Genomic DNA, 21,891 nt, shown 5'->3' with positions numbered 1-21,891 from the left:
CAAAGGGGATCGGCATCGGCGGCGCCGAGATGAACGGCCGGTCGGCGGGTACGGGTGGTCACGCCGGGCGGGCGGAAAGCGGCCCACCACTCCCATGTCGGTGTCTCAGCCCCGGCGGACGTAGATCGGGTCTGACAATGCCTGGGGCAATGATCCGGTAATAACCCGCCATAGAGGCGCGGGACACACGATCGGCCCACCCTCAGTGAGTACGCTCGCGAAGCGGTTCGCATCGGCGGACCGCTCCGCCCGGGCTCGTGTTCGCCCAGCGGCGTCCAACCGATCACGCGCCTGATGCACGTGAGCGTCAGATGTGACCAGGCGCCCGGTTCGAACAGGGCTCGGTTCAGCGTTCAGATCAACGTTCAGTTCAACCAGGGGGCGACGGATGACTTGTCGGCGCGGCGGCGGGGCGTTTCTCACCGGCAGGATCGCCGGTTTCCTTCTCGCCGGCACTTCGGCTTCGACCGCGTTCATCACCGGTGTCGTTCCGCTCGGGGCCGCCGCGGACAACGGGCACGGCCGCGCCGATCGCGCCTCGCGCAACGTCGCGACCCTGCCTGGGCAGGAGCCGCGGGACCGGCCCGGGGACAAACTGTCGGTGGCCGGAGCGACGCACAACCGCGGCTACCAGCACACCTCCGCCAACACCGCCGGCGGCTCGTCGAACGTGCAGAACGCGCTGTGCCGGCGCGCCCGGGTCTGCAACATCACCCAGCACGTGACGATCGCCGGACCACGCGTGACCGCGAGCCCCACGCCGATGCCCACGGTCACCGTCACGGTGACGGCGACGCCGTCGCCCGTCGTGGCTCCCCCTGTCGTGGCGGACGAACCGGCGCCGTGCCCGGCTCCGCGCCCCCTGCTCAGGGTCGACGCAAGGGTCGACGCGGGGATCGACGCAGGGATCGACGCCAGGGCCGGGGCCGGGGTCGACGCCGGAGCCGGCGCGGGCACCGGCGGGGGCAGCGGCCTGCTCGAAGGGCTGCTGCCGCTGCCCGTCCTCGGAAGGGGCGCGGCCTGCCCCGGCGCGTCCGGCTGATCGGGCCCGGGGTAGGTCCGGCCCTGGTGCCGAGGCGGGGCCGGGGCGCGGCTTCCGGCGATCGCGCCGATCCCCCGTACGGGCTGGTCGCAGGGGTTCGCCACAGGGTACGCCCCCGCGTGGGGTGACGCCGGGGCGCGCCGCTCGGAAGGGGAGGCGGTGCGGCGAGCGCCCTACGACGCCGCGGCCGTCAGCAGATCTTGTGGATCCAGTGGTGGGCGTCGGGGCGGCTGCCGTACTGGATGCCCACGAGCTCCTCGCGGATCTTCATCGTCACCGGGCCGGGGGTGCCGTCACCGACGGTCCAGCTCCGGTCGACGCCCTTGACCGAGCCGACGGGGGTGACGACGGCGGCGGTGCCGCAGGCGAAGACCTCGGTGAGCTCGCCGGACTCGCAGCCCGCCTGCCAGTCCTCGATGGAGATCTTGCCCTCTTCGACCGTGTATCCCAGCTCGCCGGCCAGGCTGAGGATCGAGTCGCGGGTGATGCCGGGCAGCAGCGTCCCGGTGAGCGCAGGGGTGACGAGGCGGTCACCGAAGACGAAGAACAGGTTCATCCCGCCCATCTCCTCGACCCACCGGTGCTCGAACGCGTCGAGCCAGACGACCTGGTCGCACCCCTCCGCGACGGCCTGCCGCTGCGCCACGAACGCCGCCGCGTAGTTGCCGCCGCACTTGGCGAATCCGGTGCCGCCGGGCGCCGCGCGGGTGTACTCGGTGGACAGCCACACCGAGACCGGCTTGAGCCCGCCGGTGAAGTACGACGCGGCGGGCGAGGCGATCACCATGTACTTGTAGCTCCGCGATGGGTGGTTCACCCCGAGTCCGGGCTGCGTGGCGATCATGAAGGGGCGCAGGTAGAGGCTGTGACCCTCCGTGCTCGGCACCCAGTCGCGGTCGGTCTGCACGAGAAGTTCGAGCGACTCGACGAACGTCTCCTCGGGGATCTCCGGCATCGCCATCCGCAGCGCGGACTGGTTGAACCGCGCCGCGTTCGAGTACGGCCGGAAGGCGACGATCGAGCCGTTCGACTGCCGGTAGGCCTTGAGCCCCTCGAACAGCTCCTGGCCGTAGTGGAACACCGACGTGGCGGGGTCCAGGACGAGCGGGCCGTACGGCTGGAGCTTCGCGTCGTGCCAGCCCTCCCCCTCGGTCCAGTCGATGGAGATCATGTGGTCGGTGAAGACCTGACCGAAGACGGGGCTCGCCAGCACCTGCTCACGCTCGGCCGCACTGCGGGCCTGCGGGTTGAGCTGCACGTCGAACCTTAGGTGGGTGGTCATGGCGAGGTCCTTCTCTCTTCGTCGTCGTAGTAATTGTGCGACGAGTCGGCTAAGGGAAAACTAGGGCATTCGGCAGGTATGAAAAAGCGCATGGCGGCCCATACCGGGCCGCCATGCGCGTGAGGTCAGGATGAGCGGCCGGGATCAGCCGGCTACTCGGGCGGCGATGTCGTCGCCGATCTCGCGGGTGGAGCGCGCCGTCCACGCGCTCTGGCGCTCGATCAGGTCGTCGGCGACGGCCTGCTCGACACGGGCCGCCGCCCCGGCGTGGCCGAGGTGGTCGAGGAGCATGGCGACCGACAGGATCGTGGCGGTCGGGTCGGCCTTGCCCTGACCCGCGATGTCCGGCGCGCTGCCGTGGACGGGCTCGAACATGGACGGCGCCGTGCGGGCCGGGTTGACGTTGCCGCTGGCCGCGAGGCCGATGCCGCCGGCGACCGCCGCGCCGATGTCGGTCAGGATGTCGCCGAACAGGTTGTCGGTGACGATCACGTCGAACCGCTGCGGCTGGGTGATGAAGAACATGGAGGCGGCGTCGACGTGGCAGTAGTCGGTCTCGACCTCGGGGAACTCCAGGCTGAGCCGGTCGACGGTGCGCGCCCACAGGTCGCCCGCGTACGTCAGCACGTTGGTCTTGTGAACCAGGGTCAGCTTGCGGCGCGGCCGGCTCAGGGCCTTCTCGAAGGCGTAGCGCACGACGCGCTCGACACCGTAGGCGGTGTTCAGGGACTCCTGGGTGGCGATCTCGTGCGGCGTCCCGCGGCGCATCGCGCCACCGGCGCCGGCGTACGGGCCCTCGGTGCCCTCCCGCACGACGATCATGTCGATGTCCTCGGGGCGGGCCTGTCCGAGCGGGGTCGTCACGCCGGGGAACAGCTTGACCGGGCGGAGGTTCACGTAGTGGTCGAGCTCGAAGCGCAGGCGCAGCAGCAGCTCGCGCTCCAGCACGCCGGGCGGCACGCTCGGGTCGCCGACGGCGCCCAGCAGGATCGCGTCGTAGCCGCGCAGCTCGTCGAGCACCTCGTCGGGAAGCGTCTGCCCGGTCGCGTGGTAGCGCCTGGCGCCGAGATCGTACTCCGTGGTCTCGGACTTGACACCGACGGCGTTGAGGACCTTGAGGCCTTCGGCGACCACCTCGGTGCCGATACCGTCTCCGGGGATGACTGCCAGGCGGATGTTGCTCGACTCCATGCGTGTACCTTACCGGTTGTCTCGGAGATCGAAACACCGATCTCACCATTCGGCCATACCCGGGCGAATGCGCCCGTCAGACGGATCCCGCGGCCAGATCCCGCGGCCACGGCACGCCCGGCGCCGCCGGTGCGCAGTCCGACCGGACGGGACGACCCTGGCACGCTCCAGGTCGGCCGGCGCCGTCGAGATCGCCGGCTTCGACAGTCCGGTCACCTGGGCGGACTCGGGCCGCGAGGCCCTGCCGAGGTGGAAGATCTCGGTGAACCCCGCCCGCCGGTCGATCAGCCGGAGCAGGCCGGTCGTGTTCGCGGCTCCACCGCCGATGCCCGCGACACATCCGAAATCGGCATAGGCCAGGTCAGCGCTGCGGTACTCCCCCGTTGTCGCGGCGGTCGAGCGCGATCTGCAGGGCCGCGGCCGCCTCGTCCTCAGCGTCCTCGGACCGGCCCCAGGGATACATGTCGTACATGACGATTCTCACTTCGACGGAGGGATGCTGAGAGCGGACCCGCCGGTCGCGGATCCCGGAACGTCGGCCACCGATGGAACGCGGGTCACGCGTCACGGGCGAGCCGAAGGCCGGCGGCACCGCGCTCCACGACGGGCCGGCCTGCCCTGATCAGGCCCCGTCGCGGCAAGTGATGTGCGGGGCGCCTCGTCATCGCAAGACTACCCCACAATCTCGTAGGACGACCTACTATCTCACTTGGTGAGACGCGGTCCGCGATGTGGCGGCTGCGGAAGAGGCGAGCGGAAACGGCGAACGGCCCGGCGCGTGTGCGCCGGGCCGTTCGCTGAGCGGGTGCCGGGGTGTCAGTCCTCCAGGTCGACCGTGCGACCGCTGTCGGCGCCGATCTCTCCCGCGATCTGCTCGACGACCTCGGACGGGATCGCCGTGTCGACGGTCAGCGCGATGAGCGCCTTGCCGCCCTTCACGTCCCGGGAGACCTGCATGGAGGCGATGTTCACGCCGTGCTCACCGAGCAGTCGGCCGACGATCCCGACGATGCCGGGGCGGTCGGCGTAGGTGAAGAACGCCAGGTGGTCGGTGGGCTCGATCTCCATCGCGTAGCCGTTGACCTCGACGATCTTGGTGATCTGCCGGGGGCCGGACAGGGTGCCGGAGACGGAGACCGTACGGCCGTCGGCGAGCACGCCGCGGACGGTGACGACGTTGCGCCAGTCGGGGCTCTCCGCGCTGGTGACCAGCTCGACCACGACACCGCGGTCCTTGGCGTGCAGCGGCGCGTTGACGTAGGTCACCGCGTCCTCGACGACGTCGGTGAAGACGCCCTTGAGCGCGGCCAGCTCCAGAACCCGGACGTCCTGCGAGGAGATCTCACCGCGCACCTCGACGTCGAGGCGGGTGGCCACCTCGCCCGCGAGCGCGGTGAAGATGCGGCCGAGCTTCTCGGTGAGCGGCAGGCCCGGCTTGACGTCCTCGGCGACCGCGCCGCCCTGGACGTTCACGGCGTCGGGCACGAACTCGCCGGCGAGCGCCAGCTTGACGCTGCGGGCGACCTGCGTGCCGGCCTTCTCCTGGGCCTCGTGGGTGGAGGCGCCGAGGTGCGGCGTCACCACGACCTGGTCGAACTCGAACAGCGGGCTGTCGGTGCAGGGCTCCTTGGCGAAGACGTCGACGCCGGCGCCGGCGACGCGTCCCTCCTTGAGGGCGGAGTAGAGGGCGTTCTCGTCGATGATCCCGCCGCGGGCGACGTTGACGATCCGGACGGTCGGCTTGACCATGTGGAGTTCACGGTCACCGATGAGTCCGATGGTCTCCTTCGACTTCGGCAGGTGGACCGTGATGAAGTCGGCCTGCTGGAGCACCTCCTCCAGCGACGCGAGCCGCACGCCCATCGCCGCCGCGCGGGCCGGCTGGAGATAGGGGTCGTACGCGATGATCTCGACGCCGAACGGCTGCAGGCGCTGCGCGACGAGCTGGCCGATCTTGCCGAGGCCGAGGATGCCGACGACCTTCTCGTCGAGCTCGACACCGGTGTACTTCGAGCGCTTCCACTCGCCGCCCTTGAGCGCGGAGTGCGCCTGGGCGACGTTGCGGGCGCTGGCGAGGATCAGTGCGACCGTGTGCTCGGCGGCACTGGTGATGTTGGAGGTCGGGGCGTTGACGACCATGACGCCGGCCTTGGTCGCGGCCTCGACGTCGACGTTGTCCAGGCCCACACCGGCGCGGGCGACGACGCGCAGCTTGGGGGCGGCCGCGATGGCCTCCGCGTCCACCTTGGTGGCGCTGCGTACGATCAGGGCGTCCACGTCGGCGAGGGCGGGCAGCAGCTGCGACCGGTCGGCGCCGTCGGTGTGCCGGACCTCGAAGTCCGCGCCGAGCACGGCGAGACCCGCTTCTGAGAGCTCTTCTGCGACAAGTACGACGGGCTTGTTCACTGGGTTGAGTCCTTCGTGAAGTGCGACAGCGCGGACGACGTGAGTCTATCGGGGCCTTGTGAAAGCCCTCACGAGCGCCCGGCATACGAGACAACCAACGTCACGGAGGCATCGCGGCGGCACGTCGACCCGGTCTCGGATCACGTCCGCACATGCGTCCACTCCGCGGACGCGGCACTCGAGGTCCGCGAACGGACGGCGCGGGCCCGGGAGGGCCGGACGTGGAACGGCGTCCTCGGCACGCATGACGCGGCGCGGGAACCGCCGGGACTCTCGAGATTCATGCGACCCACTCACGCGCGGGCCAAGCCGATCGGTGTACCCAGGCGACCATGATCCATACGGACTGTCGCCAACTTGGTATTGATCGCACCTAATCTTCGGGATTAGCCTGATTCGCCATGGTCCAGTCCCTATCGTTCAGGCTATGAGCATCGGGAACCCCTCCCTGGGCGACGTTCTCGCGCGGCATGGCAGCCCCCGGCAACTCCTGGCGGCCCTCGCGGAGTGGGGCATCCTGGTGGCGGTCCGCCCCGACCGCTCCGTGGTGCTCGGCACGACGCAGAACGGCGAACGCGTTCTGCTGGGCTACACCGGACCGGCGACCTACGCCCGGCACCGTGGCAGCCACTCGCTGTCGGCGTGCGACGCCGACACCATCCTCGACATCCAGCGCGTCACGGGCGTGCGCGAAATCGTGATCGACGCGGCCGGTCCCGCGGCCGCCGCCGTGCCGATCGACGATCTGCGGCGCCATCTGGAGGCGACCCGCACGGGTCCCGCTCCCGCGCTGTCGGCGATGAACCAGGCCGCCCCGACGGCGTACGCCACGGGCGCGATGGCGACCGTCACCCGCGCGCAGGTCGCGCGGCAGGCTCCCCCTGCGCCCGTGCCCGCCCCGGTCCCGGAGACACCCGCGGCGCTGCCCTCGCAGTGGATCCCCGCGCCCCGCCAGCACCTGTCGGGGGCCATGCAGGTCGTGGACCCCGGCTACCGCAGGACGCGTCATCCGATCCTGCCCGCGCTGCGGGTGGCGATCGCCGAACTGCTGCCGGAGTATCCCTACGTCCACCACGTCTGGATCTCCGAGTCGCGGACGGCCGCGGGGCTGTGGGGGCTCATGCTGCACGTCAAGGTGCACACCCTCGCCGCCGAGGACGTCGTCAAGGAGCTGCACCGGCGGGTGCGCTCCCGGCTGCCGCAGCTCGCGGCCAGCGAGGCCCCGGTGCTCATGGCCCGCGTCGCCGACGCCCACACCGAGCGCCGCCTGATCGAGATCGGCGCGCACGTCGTCTGTCCCGACGCGCGCGACTGAACGCCGGCCCCCCGGATCTCCGCCGGCGCCGCCGGCGGAGATCCGGGGGGCGCGGTGGAGATCGGAGGGCCCGGCGGGGATCGGGGGCGCGGTGGAGATCCAGAGGAGATCGCGCAGCAGCCGAACCGTTGCGGGACAGTCCTTCCGGACGGGCGCTTGCTCGGCTTGAATGACGCCATGGTCTCCACGGCCGCGACGCCCTCCCCGTCGAAGGTCTCCCTCGGTGTTCGCCTCGGGTATGCCGTCGGCTCGTTCTGCACCGCCAACTTCGCCACCATCCCCGGGCTGCTGCTGCTCTTCTACATGACGAACGTGCTCGCGGTGCCGGCCGCGTTCGCGGGGGTCGTGCTCTTCCTGCCCAAAGCCTGGGACCTGATCGCCAACACCCTGGTCGGCCGGTGGTCGGACCGCACGGTCTCACGCTGGGGACCACGCCGGCCCTGGCTGCTGGCCGGCGCCCTCGTGCTGCCGGTGTCGTTCGCCCTCATGTTCGCCGGGCCGCCGCTCACCGGCGCGCCCGCCGGCGCCTACGTCGGCCTCACGTTCCTGCTCGCCGCCACCGGATACGCCCTGTACGAGGTGCCGTACAAGGCGATGCCCGCGGAGATGACGACCGACTACCACGAGCGAACCTCGCTGCTGCAGTGGCGCATGGTCCTCATCTCGGTCGGGATCGCGATGAGCGGCATCCTCGCCCCCATGATCGCCGGTAAGACGGCCGGCGGGTACCGCACCATGGGCGTCGTCTTCGGCGTGATCCTGCTCGTCGCGATGCTGGCCTCGTTCTTCGGCACCGCCCGCGCGCCCTTCACCGGCCAGCAGAGGTCCGAGGGGACACTGCGTGAGCAGTTGTCGGCCGCCCGCACGAGCAGGCCGTTCATGTGGCTGCTCGGGCTCAGCTCGGCGCAGACCCTGGCCGTCGGCGTCATGCTCGCGGGCTCGCCCTACTTCGCCGCCTACGTCCTGGACGATCCCTCCGCCACCACCACGCTCTTCGCCGCGCTCGTCGGCCCGATGCTGGTCACGATGCCGCTGTGGGTGTGGCTCGCCCGCAGGCTCGACAAGCGCGGGGCGATGATCCTGTCCGGTGCGATGTTCGGCGTCGGCGGGCTGCTGATCCTGGCGACGCCCGCGCTCGGCTCGCTGTACGCGCACCTGTGCGTGATGCTCGTCGGCATCGGCTACGCCGGCCTGCAACTGCTCCAGTACTCCATGCTCGCCGACGTCATCGCCTACGACGGCGTGGTGAGCGGCAAGCGCAGGGGCGGCGTCTTCACCGGCCTGTGGACGGCGGTCGAGAACGCGGTGCAGGCGCTCGGGGCGACGCTCTACGGCTGGGTGCTGAGCGCGGGAGGCTTCCTGTCCTCCGACCCGGAGCACCCGGTGACCCAGCCGGACACCGCCCACGTCGCGGTGATGGTCGGCGTGACCCTGGTCCCCGCCCTCATCACGTTCGCGGGCGTGCTGATGACCCTCAAGTACGAACTGACCGCCGAGCGCATCGACGCCGCCACCGCCGGGGCCGGGGCCACGGCCTCAGCGGCCGCCGTCGCTGACGACGCCGGGCAGGACGGCGGGCAACCCGAAACCGGCGAAGTGCTCCGCGCCGAGGAATGACGTGATCTCGGAGATCCGCTCGTCGCGCAGGGTCAGCACGGTGATCGACCAGGCGGTGTGCGTGCGGGCGGCGCCTTCGCCGACGTAGAAGGCCACGGCCGGCTGGCAATTCGCGCCGGTCAGGACATACCGCCAGCTCGGGCAGCGGGTGAGCGGCACCTGCACGGCGAAGTCGGCGACCGCCGCGATGCCGCGATACCAGTGCGGCAGCGGCGGCATCGACCAGGTGACGTCGTCGGTGAGCAGCGCGATCAGGGCGTCGGCGTCCCCGCGTTCGAGGGCGGACGCGAATCCGATGGCGATCTCCCGCGCCCCGGGGTCGCCACTCGTGCGCGGCGCCCGCTCCCGGGTGAGGGAGGGCGCCTTCTCCGCGAGGATTCTGCGGGCCCGCGCCAGAGCCGAGTTCACGGAGGCGGCCGAGGTCTTCATCATCGCGGCGATCTCGGCGGCGGAGAAGCCGAGCACCTCGAAGAGCAGCAGCGCCGCACGCTGGTTGCCGGGCAGGTGCTGCAGAGCGGCGACGAAGGCGAGCTCGACGGCCTCGCGCCGCTCGTAGCGCCCCGCGGGGCCGTCCGTCGTGCCGGCGTCGGGATAGGGGCCCAGCCAGGCGACGTCGCCGAGCGGACCCCGCCCGTCCACGACCGCGCGCTCGCTCGACGGGCCCAGGTCCATCGGCAGCGCCCGCCTGCCCCGGCTCTCCGCGAGGTCGAGGCAGGCGTGGGTGGTCACGGCGTACATCCACGAGCGCAGCGAGGAGCGGCCCTCGAAGCGGGCGAGGCCCCGCCAGGCCCGCAGCAGGGCGTCCTGGAGCGCGTCGTCGGCGTCATGGACCGAGCCGAGCATGCGGTAGCAGTGGGCGTGCAGCTCCGGGCGCAGCGGCCGGACCAGCCTGGTGAACGCGGCCTCGTCCCCGTCCCGCGCCCGCGCCAGGTCGCCGTCCGCCGCCGGGGAAAAAACTTCGCCCACGAGCGACGATTCTGCCTCACATCGGGAGTCTCCCCTCCCGGGGAGCACGACCGGCTCCCGACCGTTCCTCCCGAACAGGAGACACGCCATGATCACCGAGGCGGATCTGAAGGCCGACCTGCGCCGCTATCTGCAGGAGGCTCGCGACGCCCTGCTGTGGAAGCTGGACGGGCTCTCGGAATACGACGTCCGCCGCCCGGTGACGCCGACGGGCACCAACCTGCTGGGGCTGGTCAAGCATCTGGCCGGCGTCGAACTGCTGTATCTGGGGTTCGTGTTCGGCCGTCACTTCGACGAGCCCGTGCCCTGGTTCCGTCCCGACCTGGGGCCGGCCGTCCCGCGGAACACGGACATGTGGGCCACCGCCGAGGAGTCCCGCGAGTACGTCACCGTTGTGTACCGGCGCGTTTGGGGACACGCGGACGCCACGATCGCGGCGCTGCCGCTCGAGTCGGCCGCCCACATCGTGTGGTGGCCCGAGGAGCACCGGCGGGCGACCCTGCACCGCGTGCTGGTCCACGTGATCGCCGAAACACACCGGCACGCCGGCCACGCCGACATCGTCCGCGAGTCGATCGACGGCGGCGCCGGGTACCGGGACGGCGACGACCTGGTGACGGCCGGCGATCTGTCGTGGTGGCAGGAATACCGCGAGGAATTGGAACGCGTGGCCTGGGAGGCCGCCCACCGTGGTCCCGGCGTTCCGGGAGCGGCCGGCGCCCCTGCCGATCGCGGCGCTCACTCCCGCTGACCGACGTCGCCGGCCGTGCGCGGAGCCGCCGCGCGCGAGCGCTCCGGCACCGCGTACGGCCGCGGCGCGGATGATCGTGGGCCGCCTTAAGCACCCCTCAAGGGCGCCGCTTCGCGAATCATGCCCCTGACCTGCGAATTATCCGACCTGATGAGGCGTGCCCGGGATAAGAGAGGTTTAAGAGAAGGTAGATATTTTAGGCTATTGACCGATTTATCACCACATGTCGGTCTGTAGAGCACCATAATGACGACTTCCCCAGCGTCTAACCCCCACTGGAGGACTGATCGTGAACAGAGCGCTCGGAGCGGTCCTGTGCCTCGGAAGCGTCGCGGCCGTCGGCCTGGCGGCCGGACCCGCTCAGGCCGAGGCCCAGCACGCGGGCTGCCGGGTCGCCGCCGCGAAGCCCTACGTCACCGCGGACGGCAAGATCCGCGCGGCGGGCTCGCGGGCCGGTTGCGTCGACAACGCCCGTTTCCGGGTCCGGATCCTGAAGGACAGGCCGGGCCCCGACCGCGTGGTCAAGAGCGGCTCCAAGGTGGTCAGGAACGCGCGCGTCCTCGTCTCCCTGGTCTGCGCGGACGGCGCCTACTACAGCGTCGTCACCGACTACCGCGGCCACGTGTCGCGGTCGAGGCAGGTGCGCCTCGACTGCGACGTCCCCACCCCGATTCCCTCCTCCACCTCCTCCCCGAGCCCCACCGCCGCCCCCACGGCGAGCCCCTCCACGGTTCCCTCCACCAGTCCCGCCGCGAGTCCCGCCGCGAGCGCCCCCGCCACCGCCGCTCCCAGCACCTCTCCCACAAGTGGCTCGGCCGTGGGCACCGCCGTCGAGAACGAGGTCGTGCGCCTCACCAACATCGAGCGGGCCAAGGCGGGCTGCGGCCCGCTGAAGCACGACGCGCGGCTGCGCACCGCCGCGTACAACCACTCGGCCAACATGTCCGCGCAGCACAAGATGGATCACGTATTGGACGATCGTGACCCCGGGCAGCGCATCACGGCCGCCGGCTACACCTGGCGGGCGTACGGGGAGAACATCGCGCAGGGCTATCCCACGGCCGCGTCCGTGGTGCAGGGCTGGATGAACAGCCCCGGGCACCGGCAGAACATCCTCAACTGCACCTACACCGACATCGGGGTCGGCTACGCGGCCGCGGGCGCGTACTGGACCCAGGACTTCGGCCGGCAGTAGAGCCTCCACCGGTTCGGCGCGGGAGCGGGGACGCCACGCCCGGCGGCCCCGCTCCCGCGCCGGGATCGAAGGGGATTACGGCGGTCTTCTGGACACCTCGGACCACTGCGGCGGATACTTCCAATCATGAGCTCTCCCCCGGTTCGCGCCTCGGACGGGGACCGCGAGCGCGCACTCAGCGAGCTCCGCGACCGGGTCGCCGAAGGACGCCTGTCGATGGAGACCTTCGTCGGCCGGGTGGACCTGGCGCTTCGCGCTCGCAACCGCACCGAGCTGGACGAGCTGGTCGCCGACCTTCCGCACCGCGGGCGCTGGCGCAGACGGATCACCGACGCCGTCGCCTCGGTGTCGGAGCTGAGCAGCCGGATCGAGTCCGCCTGGCGGCGTCCCCGGCTGCCCCGGCTCGCCCTGCCCACCGACGGCCGGGCACGCTACCTGGTCGGCCGCGGCTCCTCCTGCGACCTCGTCCTCGCCGACCTGACCGTCTCCCGGGTCCACGCCGAGCTGCGGCGGGAGCTCGACTCCTGGCTGCTCGTCGACCTCGGCTCGATGAACGGCACCCGGCTGAACGGCTGGCGCCTGGTCGGCCCGGCGCCGGTGCGTGCCGGTGACGAGGTGGCCTTCGGCGACTGTGTGTTCCTGGTCTCGCTCCAGGCCTGACCGCTATACGTACATTTCCGTATTGCCGCCCCGGCACCGCTCACCGATGATCGCGGAAAGCCACTCACCCGGGAGCGGACTGTGCGGTTGTCACGACGTATCACGATCATGCTGGCCGGTGCCGTCCTGGCCACCGGGATCGCCGGCTCCGGCGCCCCCGCCGTGGCGCGGGACCCGGCCCCCGGCGTCGCGGATCTGACCCGCGACCTCGACCAGATCCTCGCCGACTCCCGGCTGGCCCCCGCGCGGGCGGGCGTCGCCGTGCGCGCCGCGGCGACCGGTGAGGACCTCTACTCCCTCGACGCGGACAAGCTGTTCGCCCCCGCCTCCAACACCAAGCTGCTCACCTCGGCCGCCGCCCTCGACACGCTCGGCACCGACTTCAGGTTCACGACCGACGTGCTCGCCGCGGCCAAAGTGGGCCGCACGGTCGCCGGGGACCTCACGCTGCGGGGCACGGGCGACCCCACCATGCTCGCCGCCGACTACGACGCCCTCGCCGCCAAGGTCGCGGCCGCCGGGGTGAAGGCCGTCACGGGACGGCTGGTCGCCGACGACACCTGGTTCGACGACGTACGGCTCGGCACCGACTGGACCTGGGACGACGAGCCGTACTACTACGCCGGGCAGATCTCCGCGCTGACCGCGGCGCCCGACACCGACTATGACGCGGGCTCGGTGATCGTCTCTGTCGCGCCCGGGGACGGCCCCGGCAAGGCCGCCAAGGTGTCGACCACGCCGGCGACCGGCTACCTGAAGATCGTGAACCGGGCCGTCACCGGCGACGAGACCGACGTGCTCGTCGAGCGGCAGCACGGCACCAACACCGTCGTCGTCAGCGGCACGGTCTCCGAGCCGTACGACGAGTGGGTCGCGGTGTGGGACCCCACGCTCTACGCGGCCACCCTGTTCCGTGAGGGGCTGACCCGGCACGGCGTGAAGGTCCTCGGGCCGACCGTACGCGGGACCGCGCCGGCCAAGGCGGCCACGGTCGCCTCACGCCGATCGATGCCCCTCGGCGACCTGCTCGTGCCGTTCCTGAAGCTGAGCAACAACATGCACGCGGAGATCCTCACCAAGACGATGGGACGCAAGGTCTCCGGCACGGGGACGTGGGCGGCCGGACTCGCCGTCACGACCGCGTTCGCGCAGACGAACGGCGTGAAGACGCTGCGGCTGCGGGACGGCTCGGGCCTGTCCAGGGTGGACGCCCTGACGCCCGCCGGCATCACGGCCCTGCTCGCGGCGGTGCGCGGCAAGCCCTGGTTCCCCACCTGGTACGCCGCCCTGCCGATCGCGGGAGAGGCGGAGCGGATGGTCGGCGGCACGCTGCGCAGCAGGATGGGCGGCACGGCGGCGGCCGGGAACGTGCACGCCAAGACCGGCTCGCTCACCGGCGTGACCGCGCTGTCGGGCTACGTGACCAGTGCGGACGGCGAACCGCTGGTCTTCTCGATCATCAGCAACGGCTACCTGTCCGGCCCGCCGAGGGATCTGGAGGACCGGATCGCCGTCAGGCTGGCCCGGTTCACCAGGAAGGCCGCGGTGGACGAGACTTCGGACGAGACGGCGGCGCGCGGCGTGGCTCCCGGGTCGTCGCCGCGGGACGCCGCTGCGACGTCCCCGCAGCGGTCGGCCGACGACCTCGAGTGCTCCTGGCTCAAGCCCGTCCGGTGCTGAGTCGTCCGGTGCTGAGCCCGTCCGGCCACCGGTAGCCGACCGGGTCCGTGAGACGCGACGCGGCGCCGCTCCCCACCTCATGGGCGGGGCGCGGCGCCGCGGTCACGGACGCGTCGGCGAGCGTCAGGCCTGCTCGCCCTTGAGCCAGCTCATCATCGGGCGGAGCTTGCCGCCGGTCTCCTCGATCGGGTGGCCCGCCAGCTCCTCGCGGTAGCGCTTGAAGTTGGTCTGGCCGGAGTCGAACTCCTCGACCAGCTCGCGGGCGAAGCGGCCGTCCTGGATCTCGTCCAGGATGCGGCGCATCTCCTTCTTGGTCTCGGCGTTCACCACGCGCGGGCCGCGGGTGTAGCCGCCGTACTCGGCGGTGTCGGACACCGACCAGTACATCTTGGAGACGCCGCCCTCGTACATCAGGTCCACGATCAGCTTCATCTCGTGGAGGCACTCGAAGTAAGCGACCTCCGGCTGGTAGCCGGCCTCGATCAGCGTCTCGAACCCGGCCTTGATCAGCTCGGAGACGCCGCCGCACAGCACGGCCTGCTCACCGAACAGGTCGGTCTCGGTCTCCTCGGTGAAGGTCGTCTTCAGCGCGCCGGCGCGGGTGCCGCCGATGCCCTTGGCGTACGACAGCACGAGCGGCCAGGCGTTGCCGGTGGCGTCGCGCTCGACCGCGACCAGGCAGGGCACGCCGCGGCCGGCGGAGTACTGACGGCGAACCAGGTGACCCGGGCCCTTCGGCGCCACCATCGCGACGTCGACGCCCTCCGGGGCCTCGATGAGGCCGTAGCGGATGTTGAGGCCGTGACCGAAGAACAGCGCGTCGCCCTCGACGAGGTTCGGCGCGACGTGCTCGGCGTACAGGTGCCGCTGGATGTGGTCCGGCGCGAGGATCATCGTGAGGTCGGCCTCTTCGACGGCCTCGCCCGGCGACAGCACGCGCAGCCCGTCGGCCTCGGCCTTCTCCCGGCTCTTGGAGCCCTCGGGCAGGCCCACCCGGACGTCCACGCCGGAGTCGCGCAGGCTCAGCGCGTGCGCGTGGCCCTGGCTGCCGTAGCCCAGCACCGCGACGTGGCGGCCCTGGATGATCGACAGGTCGGCGTCGTCGTCGTAGAAGATCTCAGTCACTTGATTGCCTTTCACGGGTTGTCCGTCGCGACGTGCCTGAATAGGAGCTATGCGCTGCGGTCGAGGGCGCGAAGCGAGCGGTCGGTGATGGAACGGGCGCCGCGGCCGATGGCCACCATGCCCGACTGCACGAGCTCCTTGATGCCGTACGGCTCAAGGACCCGGACGAACGCCTCCAGCTTGTCGGTCGTCCCGGTGACCTCGATTGTGACCGCGTCCGGGGCCACGTCCACGCAGCGCGCCCGGAAGAGGTTCACGAGTTCGAGGACGTGCGACCGGCTCTCGGAGTCGGTCCGCACCTTGATCAACATCAGCTCGCGCTGCACCGACTGGTTGTTGTCGAGCTCGACGATCTTGATGACGTTGACCAGCTTGTTGAGCTGCTTGGTGACCTGCTCCAGCGGGAGGTCCTCCACGTTGACGACGATGGTCATCCGCGAGATGTCGTCGTGCTCGGTCGGCCCCACGGCCAGCGAGTCGATGTTGAAGCCGCGACGGCTGAACAGCGCGGCGACCCGGGCCAGCACGCCCGGCTTGTTCTCCACCAGGACGGACAGCGTGTGCCGACTCATGCCATCTCCTCGCCTTCGGCTCGGAGTGGCATTCGCCGGACACTGTGCTCGCTGATTCGCTCGCTGCGCTCGCTCATGCCATCTCCTCGCACTGCTGGTCGTGATCGGGTCGGGCCGGGGCCGGGCTCATTCTCCGCCCTCCCAGTTCGGCGCCATGTCGCGGGCGTACTTGATGTCGTCGTTGCTGGTGCCGGCGGCGACCATCGGCCAGACCATCGCGTCCTGGTGCACGACGAAATCGACCACGACCGGCACGTCGTTGATCTCCATGGCCTTGAGGATGGTCGCGTCCACGTCCTCGGGGCGCTCGCACCGCAGGCCGACACAACCGTACGCCTCCGCGAGCTTCACGAAGTCGGGAATCCGCTTCACCCGCTGCAGGTCGGTGTTCGAATACCGCTCGTCGTAGAACAGGGTCTGCCACTGGCGGACCATGCCGAGGTTGCCGTTGTTGATGACGGCCACCTTGATCGGCACACCCTCGATCGCGCAGGTCGCCAGCTCCTGGTTGGTCATCTGGAAGCAGCCGTCGCCGTCGATCGCCCAGACGACGGTGTCCGGGCAGCCCATCTTGGCGCCCATGGCGGCCGGAACGGAGAAGCCCATCGTGCCCGCCCCGCCGGAGTTGATGAACGTTCCGGGCTTCTCGTACTTGACGAACTGCGCGGCCCACATCTGGTGCTGGCCCACACCCGCGGTGTAGATCGCGTCCGGCCCCGCCAGCGCGCTGAGCCGCTCGATGACGTACTGCGGGGCGAGCGAGCCGTCGGCGAACTCCTCGTACCCCAGAGGGTAGGTCTCCTTGTAGCCGTTGAGAATCTTCCACCAGTCGGCGTAGTCACCCTTGCGGCCCTCGGCGTGCTCGGCCCGCACCGCCACGATCAGGTCGTTGATCACCTCACGGCAGTCGCCCACGATCGGCACGTCGGCATGCCGGTTCTTGGAGATCTCCGCGGGATCGATGTCCGCGTGGATCACCTTGGCGTGCGGCGCGAAGCTGGACAGCCGGCCGGTGACGCGGTCGTCGAAGCGGGTGCCCAGCGCGATCAACAGGTCGGAGCGCTGCAGGGCGCCCACCGCCGAGACGCTGCCGTGCATGCCGGGCATGCCCATGTGCTGGGGGTGACTGTCGGGGAAGGTGCCCCGCGCCATCAGCGTGGTGACCACCGGGATGCCGGTCAGCTCGGCCAGCTCGAGCAGCTCGGCCGCGGCCCGCGCCTTGTGCACGCCCCCGCCGACGTAGAACACCGGCCGGCTGGCCTCGCTCATCAGCCGGGCCGCCTCGCGGATCTGCTTGGAGTGCGGCCGGGTCACCGGGCGGTAGCCCGGCAGCTGCATGACCGGCGGCCAGGAGAAGGTGGTCGTGGCCTCCAGCGCGTCCTTGGAGATGTCCACCAGCACCGGCCCGGGGCGGCCGGTCCCGGCGACGTGGAACGCCTCGGCGATGGTCCGCGGGATGTCCTCGGCCTTGGTGACCAGGAAGTTGTGCTTGGTGATCGGCATCGTGATGCCGGAGATGTCGGCCTCCTGGAAGGCGTCGGTCCCGATCAGCGGTGACGCCACCTGCCCCGTGATCGCCACGATCGGCACCGAGTCCATGTAGGCGTCGGCGATCGGGGTGACCAGGTTGGTCGCTCCCGGGCCACTGGTGGCCATGCACACCCCGACCTTGCCGGTCGCCTGCGCGTAGCCCTCGGCCGCGTGGCCGGCGCCCTGCTCGTGCCGTACAAGCACGTGCCGGACCTTGGTCGAGTCGTAGAGGGGATCGTACGCGGGGAGGATGGCCCCGCCCGGGATCCCGAACACCGTGTCGACCCCGACCTGCTCCAGCGCCCGCACGAGGGCCTGGGCACCTGTCATTTTCTCGGTCATCGGCTCGTTCCTTGTGGCTGAGCTTGCTGTGGCTGGGCTGCTTGGCGTGACTCCTGGCATAAAAAATGCCCCATCCGCTGAGCGGAGCTGGGGCGCGCGCAGGAACGAGTGCTTCGTCAGGCTGCGCGCCTGCGAAGTACTACGAGAATCCCACCGCGATGCATGGCTACACGATGTCCGATGGACCGCCTCCACGTCAAATCATCTGGGACGCCCGTCTCGCCATCCAAGACACCCACAACGGACTCCCAGGTTATGCCATAGGCACCCGTCCGGCATCCTCCGAGACGGGGCGGGAAACGCCCCTACGCCGTGTTCTGCAGGGTGGAGGTGGGCATCAGGGAGTCGACGCCGCGTGCGGTCATGGGGCGGGCCACCAGATAGCCCTGGCCGCGCGTGCAGCCCATCTTGCGCAGCAGGTCGAGCTGCTCGGGACGCTCGATGCCCTCGGCCACGACGATCAGGCCGAGATCGTTGCCGAGCTGCACGATCGTCCTCGTCAGCAGGGTCAGCGTGTCGTCGCGGCCCAGCCCGGAGACGAACGACGGGTCGATCTTGATCATGTCCACCGGCAGCTGGCGCAGGAACGCGAGGGACGCGTAGCCGGTGCCGAAGTCGTCGATGGCCAGCCGTACGCCGAGGGTCCTCAGCTCCGACAGCCTGCTGATCATCTCTCCGGCGTCCTCGACCAGCATCTCCTCGATGACCTCGAGCGTCAGCGCACTGGCGGGCAGCCCGCTCTCGCTCAGCGCGTCCGCCACGGTCTCCACGAAGCGCGGAGCCATGATCTGCCGCGCGGACAGGTTCAGCGCCAGCCCGATGTCCCAGGACGACGCACGCCAGGCCGCGACCTCACGGCACGCCTCGCGCAGGATCCACTCGCTGAGCGGCACGATGATCCCGGTGTCCTCGGCGGGCCCGAGGAACTGCTCCGGCGGCACGAACGTGCCGCCCCGCCACCAGCGCACCAGCGCCTCCACGGCGGTCACCCGCGACGTGGCCAGGTCGACCACCGGCTGATATTCGATCGCGAACTGGTTTTCGAGCAGCGCCCGCTGCAGGTCGGAGGCGATCTCCAGGCGGCGCAGGACGTCGGCGTGCATGTGGGTGGCGAAGACCTCCACCCGGCGCCCGCCGAGCTCCTTGGCCCGCGACATCGCGACGTCGGCGTTGCGCAGCAGGTCTCCGGGAGGCAGATCCTCCTCGGCGAACGCCACGCCGACGCTGGCCGTCAGCGCGACGTCCCGGTCCGCGACGCGGAACGGCTCGTTGGATACCGCGCGGACGAGCCGCTCGGCCAGGTCGATGGCGGTCTGCGCGTCGGTGCCGCCGGACCCGCCGCCCTCCAGCAGCACCGCGAACTCGTCCCCGCCCCACCGGGCGAGGGTGTCGTCGGCGCGTACGGCCGAGCGGAGGCGGCGGGCGGCCTGGCCGAGCAGGTGGTCGCCACTGGCGTGGCCGACGGAGTCGTTGACGGAGGTGAAGCCGTCGAGGTCCAGGAAGATCACGGCGGTCCCGCCGGCGCCGCGGCGGGTGAGCACGTCGCGGGCGCGTTCCTCGAAGTAGGCCCGGTTGGGCAGCCCGGTGACCCCGTCGTGGAAGGTCAGGTGGGTGACCTGGTTGCGCAGGGCCACCTGGTCGCTGAGGTCGCGGATCGTGACCAGGACGAGGTCGTCGTCGCGTACGTGCCGGGCGGCGACGGACTCGGTGGGCCGCCAGGTGCCGTCGGAGGCGCGGAACCGGCAGGAGATGCGGGTGCCGCCCTCCTGCGCCGGCCCGCCCTCCTGCTCCGGCCCGTCGTCCTCGTCCGTCATGCGGTCGAGCAGGGCCTGCACGGCCGGCAGGTCCTCGGGGTGGATGTAGTCGAAGATCGGCCGGAAGGCGAGGTCGTCCGGGCGGTAGCCATAGGTGGCCTCCAGCCCGGGGCCCACCTCCTGGATGACGCCGACGGGGTCGCACACGAGCACGACGTCGCCGGTGTTCTCGGCGAGCCTGCGCAGTTGCTGCTCGCCCACGTCCACGAGGCGGCGCATGCCCGCGGTCTCGACCAGGAGCACGAACAGCCGGCCGAGCAGGACCAGGACGACCGAGGCCGCCACGACCGCCAGGGCGGCGTCGCGGCTGCCTCTGATGACGTACAGGGTGGCGATCACCGTGGCGGCGGCGACGAGCACCAGCGGAGTGGCGGCCGTCAGCGCGGCGGGCAGCGGCCTGACCGGCCGTACGTCCTGCACCCACGGGGTTACGGCCAGAACGAGCAGCATGGCCGGGACGACGAGCCCGGCCGCGAGCGGCGGGGTGTCGCCGTCGAGACGGGCGAGGGCCGTGGCCATCTCCGCGACCGTTATCGCGGTGAGCACTCCGACGCCGGTGAGCCCGACCGCCCGGTTGCCCGACCGCGACGCCGCCACGGCCGGTGTCACCGCGCAGGTCGCGAGCAGGCAGACCACGGGCAGCGCGAGCGCGACGAAGAACGCACCGGTGTCCTCCGCCTTCCTGAACGCCGGGCCGAGCACGGCGACCCAGGTCATGGCGAAGACCGACGCCGCGCCCAGGTAGGCGTCGGCGGCCTGGCGTATCACCCCGCGGGTGAACGCGGGTGGTTTCACCGACATGCCGCAGCCGATGGCGAGCAGCACCGATCCGACGAGCATGAGCAGGTCGGCGAAAGTGAGGACGAACGGCGTGCCGTCCGCCATGGGACGTACGCCGACGCCGAGGAGCCAGGTCAGCGACCCGGCGGCCATCCACCTCCAGGCGCCGGCCTGTCGCCGGTGGGAGGGGATGACGCGGGAGGCGGCCATGATCAGCGAGACGGCCGCGAACAGGCCGGTGACGACCCCCGCGATCGCGGTCACGACCGGCGCCGAGCCCCCGGTGATCAGGGCCACGACGACGGCCACCGCGCCGAGCCCGGCCGCGGTGGTGACTGGGACCCGGGGGTCACGCCTGACGTTCACGCGCGTCGCCTCTGCACCTGTCGCCGATTGCCCACCGGCCGTCGTGTCCTCCGCGGTTTCGGCGGAGGCCGGAGTCGTTTCGGCGTCGCCGGGTCCGGTGGGGTGTGCGGTCACTGCCCCTCCCGTTCTCGACTCGGCTTTACTCTCCCTGTCACATGGCCAGTGTGCGCGCAGCCGCTGATCGAGAGGGGGACAACGAGCGAGTCGTCACCGATCTGATAACCAGCCGTGCACGCTGAGCATCACCGTACGCACCCCAGGTCACGAGGCAGCCACGTTCCGGAATCCTTAATGGAGCGGTCAGTAATGCCCAGTGATCATGTTAGCGAGCGGGCGGCCCGTCAGATGACGGATGACCTGTTCCCGCACCAGCTTCCGGGTACGGCGTACGGACGCGGGCGTGCTGCCGGCGACGTGCGGGGTGATGAAGACCCCCGGGGCGGTCCAGAGCGGGTGGTCGGACGGCAACGGCTCGACGGGGGTGACGTCGAGCGCCGCCCGAAGCCTGCCCGACCGCAGCTCGGCCAGCAGCGCGCCGGCGTCCACGACCGACCCGCGCGCGGCGTTCACCAGCAGCGCGCCGTCCTTCATCCGGGCGAGGAACCGGGCGTCCACCAGACCGGCCGTCCCTGCCGTGGCGGGCACCAGCAGCACGACCACGTCGGCCGCGGGCAGCAGCGCGGGCAGTTCGTCCTGGCCGTGGACGCCGTCCCGGGCCGTGCGCGCCACCCGGACGATCTCCACCTCGAACCCGGCCAGACGCCGTTCGAGCGCCTCGCCGATCGAGCCGTATCCGACGATCAGCACGGTGGAGTCGGCGAGGACGCCGGTGTGGTGGTAGGTCCACTCGCGTCTGGCCTGGGCGGCGGCGAAGCCGGGGAACTCCCGCAGCATCGCGATCATCGCGCCCACCGCCCACTCGGCCGTGCCCGCGTCGTGGACTCCGCGGGCGTTGCACAGGACCGCCTTCGGCGGCACGTGCGGCAGGTACGGCTCGACCCCCGCCGTCACGGTCTGCAGCAGGCGGAGGCCGGTCATCCGGCCCAGCAGACCGGCGGTGTCCGGCACCGGGACCAGCGGAGGCACCCAGATCTCCACCTCCTCAGGGGGGCCGGGCGGCGGCGTCCTTCCGTCGTACACCGAGCAGTCGAGGGCAGGAAGCCCTTCGGGCAGCACGGCGAGGGCGTCGGCGATGTCCTGTGAGGCGACCCAGATCTTCACGGGCACCAACCTAGGGAACCATCGCATCGGCCCGCG

General features: G+C 71.1%; 17 protein-coding genes. 7 read left to right on the top strand and 10 right to left on the bottom strand.

Going from position 1 to position 21,891, the window contains the following annotated elements:
- Positions 1-388: 388 nt before the first annotated feature.
- Positions 389-1,042: a hypothetical protein gene (locus tag AB0O28_RS24875; RefSeq protein ID WP_363644011.1), complete on the top strand. Its 654-nt coding sequence runs from the start codon at positions 389-391 to the stop codon at positions 1,040-1,042.
- A 190-nt stretch (positions 1,043-1,232) separates the two neighbouring features.
- On the opposite strand, the gene AB0O28_RS24870 is transcribed toward AB0O28_RS24875, so the two are convergent.
- From AB0O28_RS24870 to serA, 4 genes are all read right to left on the bottom strand, one after another.
- Entirely contained in the window at positions 1,233-2,324 is a 1,092-nt protein-coding gene (locus tag AB0O28_RS24870; RefSeq protein ID WP_363644009.1) for a branched-chain amino acid aminotransferase, read from the bottom strand.
- Between the two features lie 144 nt (positions 2,325-2,468).
- Complete coding sequence (locus AB0O28_RS24865) at positions 2,469-3,515, bottom strand: 3-isopropylmalate dehydrogenase (protein WP_363644007.1); 1,047 nt, start codon at positions 3,513-3,515, stop codon at positions 2,469-2,471.
- A gap of 361 nt (positions 3,516-3,876) precedes the next feature.
- Positions 3,877-3,999, bottom strand: coding sequence for a hypothetical protein (locus tag AB0O28_RS24860; RefSeq protein WP_363644005.1), 123 nt, complete (start codon positions 3,997-3,999; stop codon positions 3,877-3,879).
- 332 nt (positions 4,000-4,331) lie between these two features.
- The gene (gene serA / locus AB0O28_RS24855) at positions 4,332-5,921 is read right to left on the bottom strand and encodes a phosphoglycerate dehydrogenase (protein ID WP_363644003.1); all 1,590 of its coding nucleotides are present in this window, start codon (positions 5,919-5,921) and stop codon (positions 4,332-4,334) included.
- Positions 5,922-6,348: 427 nt separating this feature from the next.
- Here serA and AB0O28_RS24850 point away from each other — a divergent pair, with 427 nt between their 5' ends.
- Together AB0O28_RS24850 and AB0O28_RS24845 are read left to right on the top strand one after the other, a co-directional pair.
- Positions 6,349-7,236, top strand: coding sequence for a hypothetical protein (locus AB0O28_RS24850; RefSeq protein ID WP_363644001.1), 888 nt, complete (start codon positions 6,349-6,351; stop codon positions 7,234-7,236).
- Between the two features lie 177 nt (positions 7,237-7,413).
- Positions 7,414-8,853, top strand: a complete 1,440-nt coding sequence (locus tag AB0O28_RS24845) for an MFS transporter (RefSeq protein WP_363643999.1) — start codon at positions 7,414-7,416, stop codon at positions 8,851-8,853.
- On the opposite strand, the gene AB0O28_RS24840 is transcribed toward AB0O28_RS24845, so the two are convergent.
- Positions 8,773-9,819, bottom strand: coding sequence for a sigma-70 family RNA polymerase sigma factor (locus AB0O28_RS24840; RefSeq protein WP_363643997.1), 1,047 nt, complete (start codon positions 9,817-9,819; stop codon positions 8,773-8,775). The genes AB0O28_RS24845 and AB0O28_RS24840 overlap by 81 nt on opposite strands.
- A gap of 88 nt (positions 9,820-9,907) precedes the next feature.
- On the opposite strand from AB0O28_RS24840, the gene AB0O28_RS24835 reads away from it, so the two are divergent.
- The 4 genes from AB0O28_RS24835 (at position 9,908) to dacB (ending at position 14,105) form a co-directional block, all read left to right on the top strand.
- Complete coding sequence (locus AB0O28_RS24835) at positions 9,908-10,570, top strand: DinB family protein (protein WP_363643995.1); 663 nt, start codon at positions 9,908-9,910, stop codon at positions 10,568-10,570.
- Positions 10,571-10,859: 289 nt separating this feature from the next.
- On the top strand, positions 10,860-11,765 hold the full coding sequence (locus AB0O28_RS24830) for a CAP domain-containing protein (protein WP_363643993.1): 906 nt from the start codon (positions 10,860-10,862) through the stop codon (positions 11,763-11,765).
- 126 nt (positions 11,766-11,891) lie between these two features.
- A complete protein-coding gene (locus AB0O28_RS24825) occupies positions 11,892-12,425 on the top strand; it encodes a DUF1707 and FHA domain-containing protein (RefSeq protein WP_363643991.1) in 534 nt (177 codons plus the stop codon).
- 81 nt (positions 12,426-12,506) lie between these two features.
- Entirely contained in the window at positions 12,507-14,105 is a 1,599-nt protein-coding gene (gene dacB, locus AB0O28_RS24820; protein ID WP_363643989.1) for a D-alanyl-D-alanine carboxypeptidase/D-alanyl-D-alanine-endopeptidase, read from the top strand.
- 123 nt (positions 14,106-14,228) lie between these two features.
- On the opposite strand, the gene ilvC is transcribed toward dacB, so the two are convergent.
- The 5 genes from ilvC to AB0O28_RS24795 form a co-directional block, all read right to left on the bottom strand.
- The gene (gene ilvC, locus AB0O28_RS24815; protein WP_363644189.1) at positions 14,229-15,221 is read right to left on the bottom strand and encodes a ketol-acid reductoisomerase; all 993 of its coding nucleotides are present in this window, start codon (positions 15,219-15,221) and stop codon (positions 14,229-14,231) included.
- A gap of 56 nt (positions 15,222-15,277) precedes the next feature.
- Entirely contained in the window at positions 15,278-15,802 is a 525-nt protein-coding gene (gene ilvN, locus AB0O28_RS24810) for an acetolactate synthase small subunit (RefSeq protein ID WP_363643987.1), read from the bottom strand.
- Between the two features lie 126 nt (positions 15,803-15,928).
- Positions 15,929-17,734: an acetolactate synthase large subunit gene (locus tag AB0O28_RS24805; protein ID WP_363643985.1), complete on the bottom strand. Its 1,806-nt coding sequence runs from the start codon at positions 17,732-17,734 to the stop codon at positions 15,929-15,931.
- A gap of 245 nt (positions 17,735-17,979) precedes the next feature.
- The gene (locus tag AB0O28_RS24800; RefSeq protein ID WP_363643983.1) at positions 17,980-20,634 is read right to left on the bottom strand and encodes an EAL domain-containing protein; all 2,655 of its coding nucleotides are present in this window, start codon (positions 20,632-20,634) and stop codon (positions 17,980-17,982) included.
- Between the two features lie 300 nt (positions 20,635-20,934).
- Complete coding sequence (locus AB0O28_RS24795) at positions 20,935-21,855, bottom strand: 2-hydroxyacid dehydrogenase (protein ID WP_363643981.1); 921 nt, start codon at positions 21,853-21,855, stop codon at positions 20,935-20,937.
- Positions 21,856-21,891: the final 36 nt, after the last annotated feature.

It is taken from the genome of Microbispora sp. NPDC088329 (genome assembly GCF_040685655.1).
Lineage (GTDB): Bacteria > Actinomycetota > Actinomycetes > Streptosporangiales > Streptosporangiaceae > Microbispora.
This window is presented reverse-complemented; position numbering and strand designations above follow the sequence as displayed.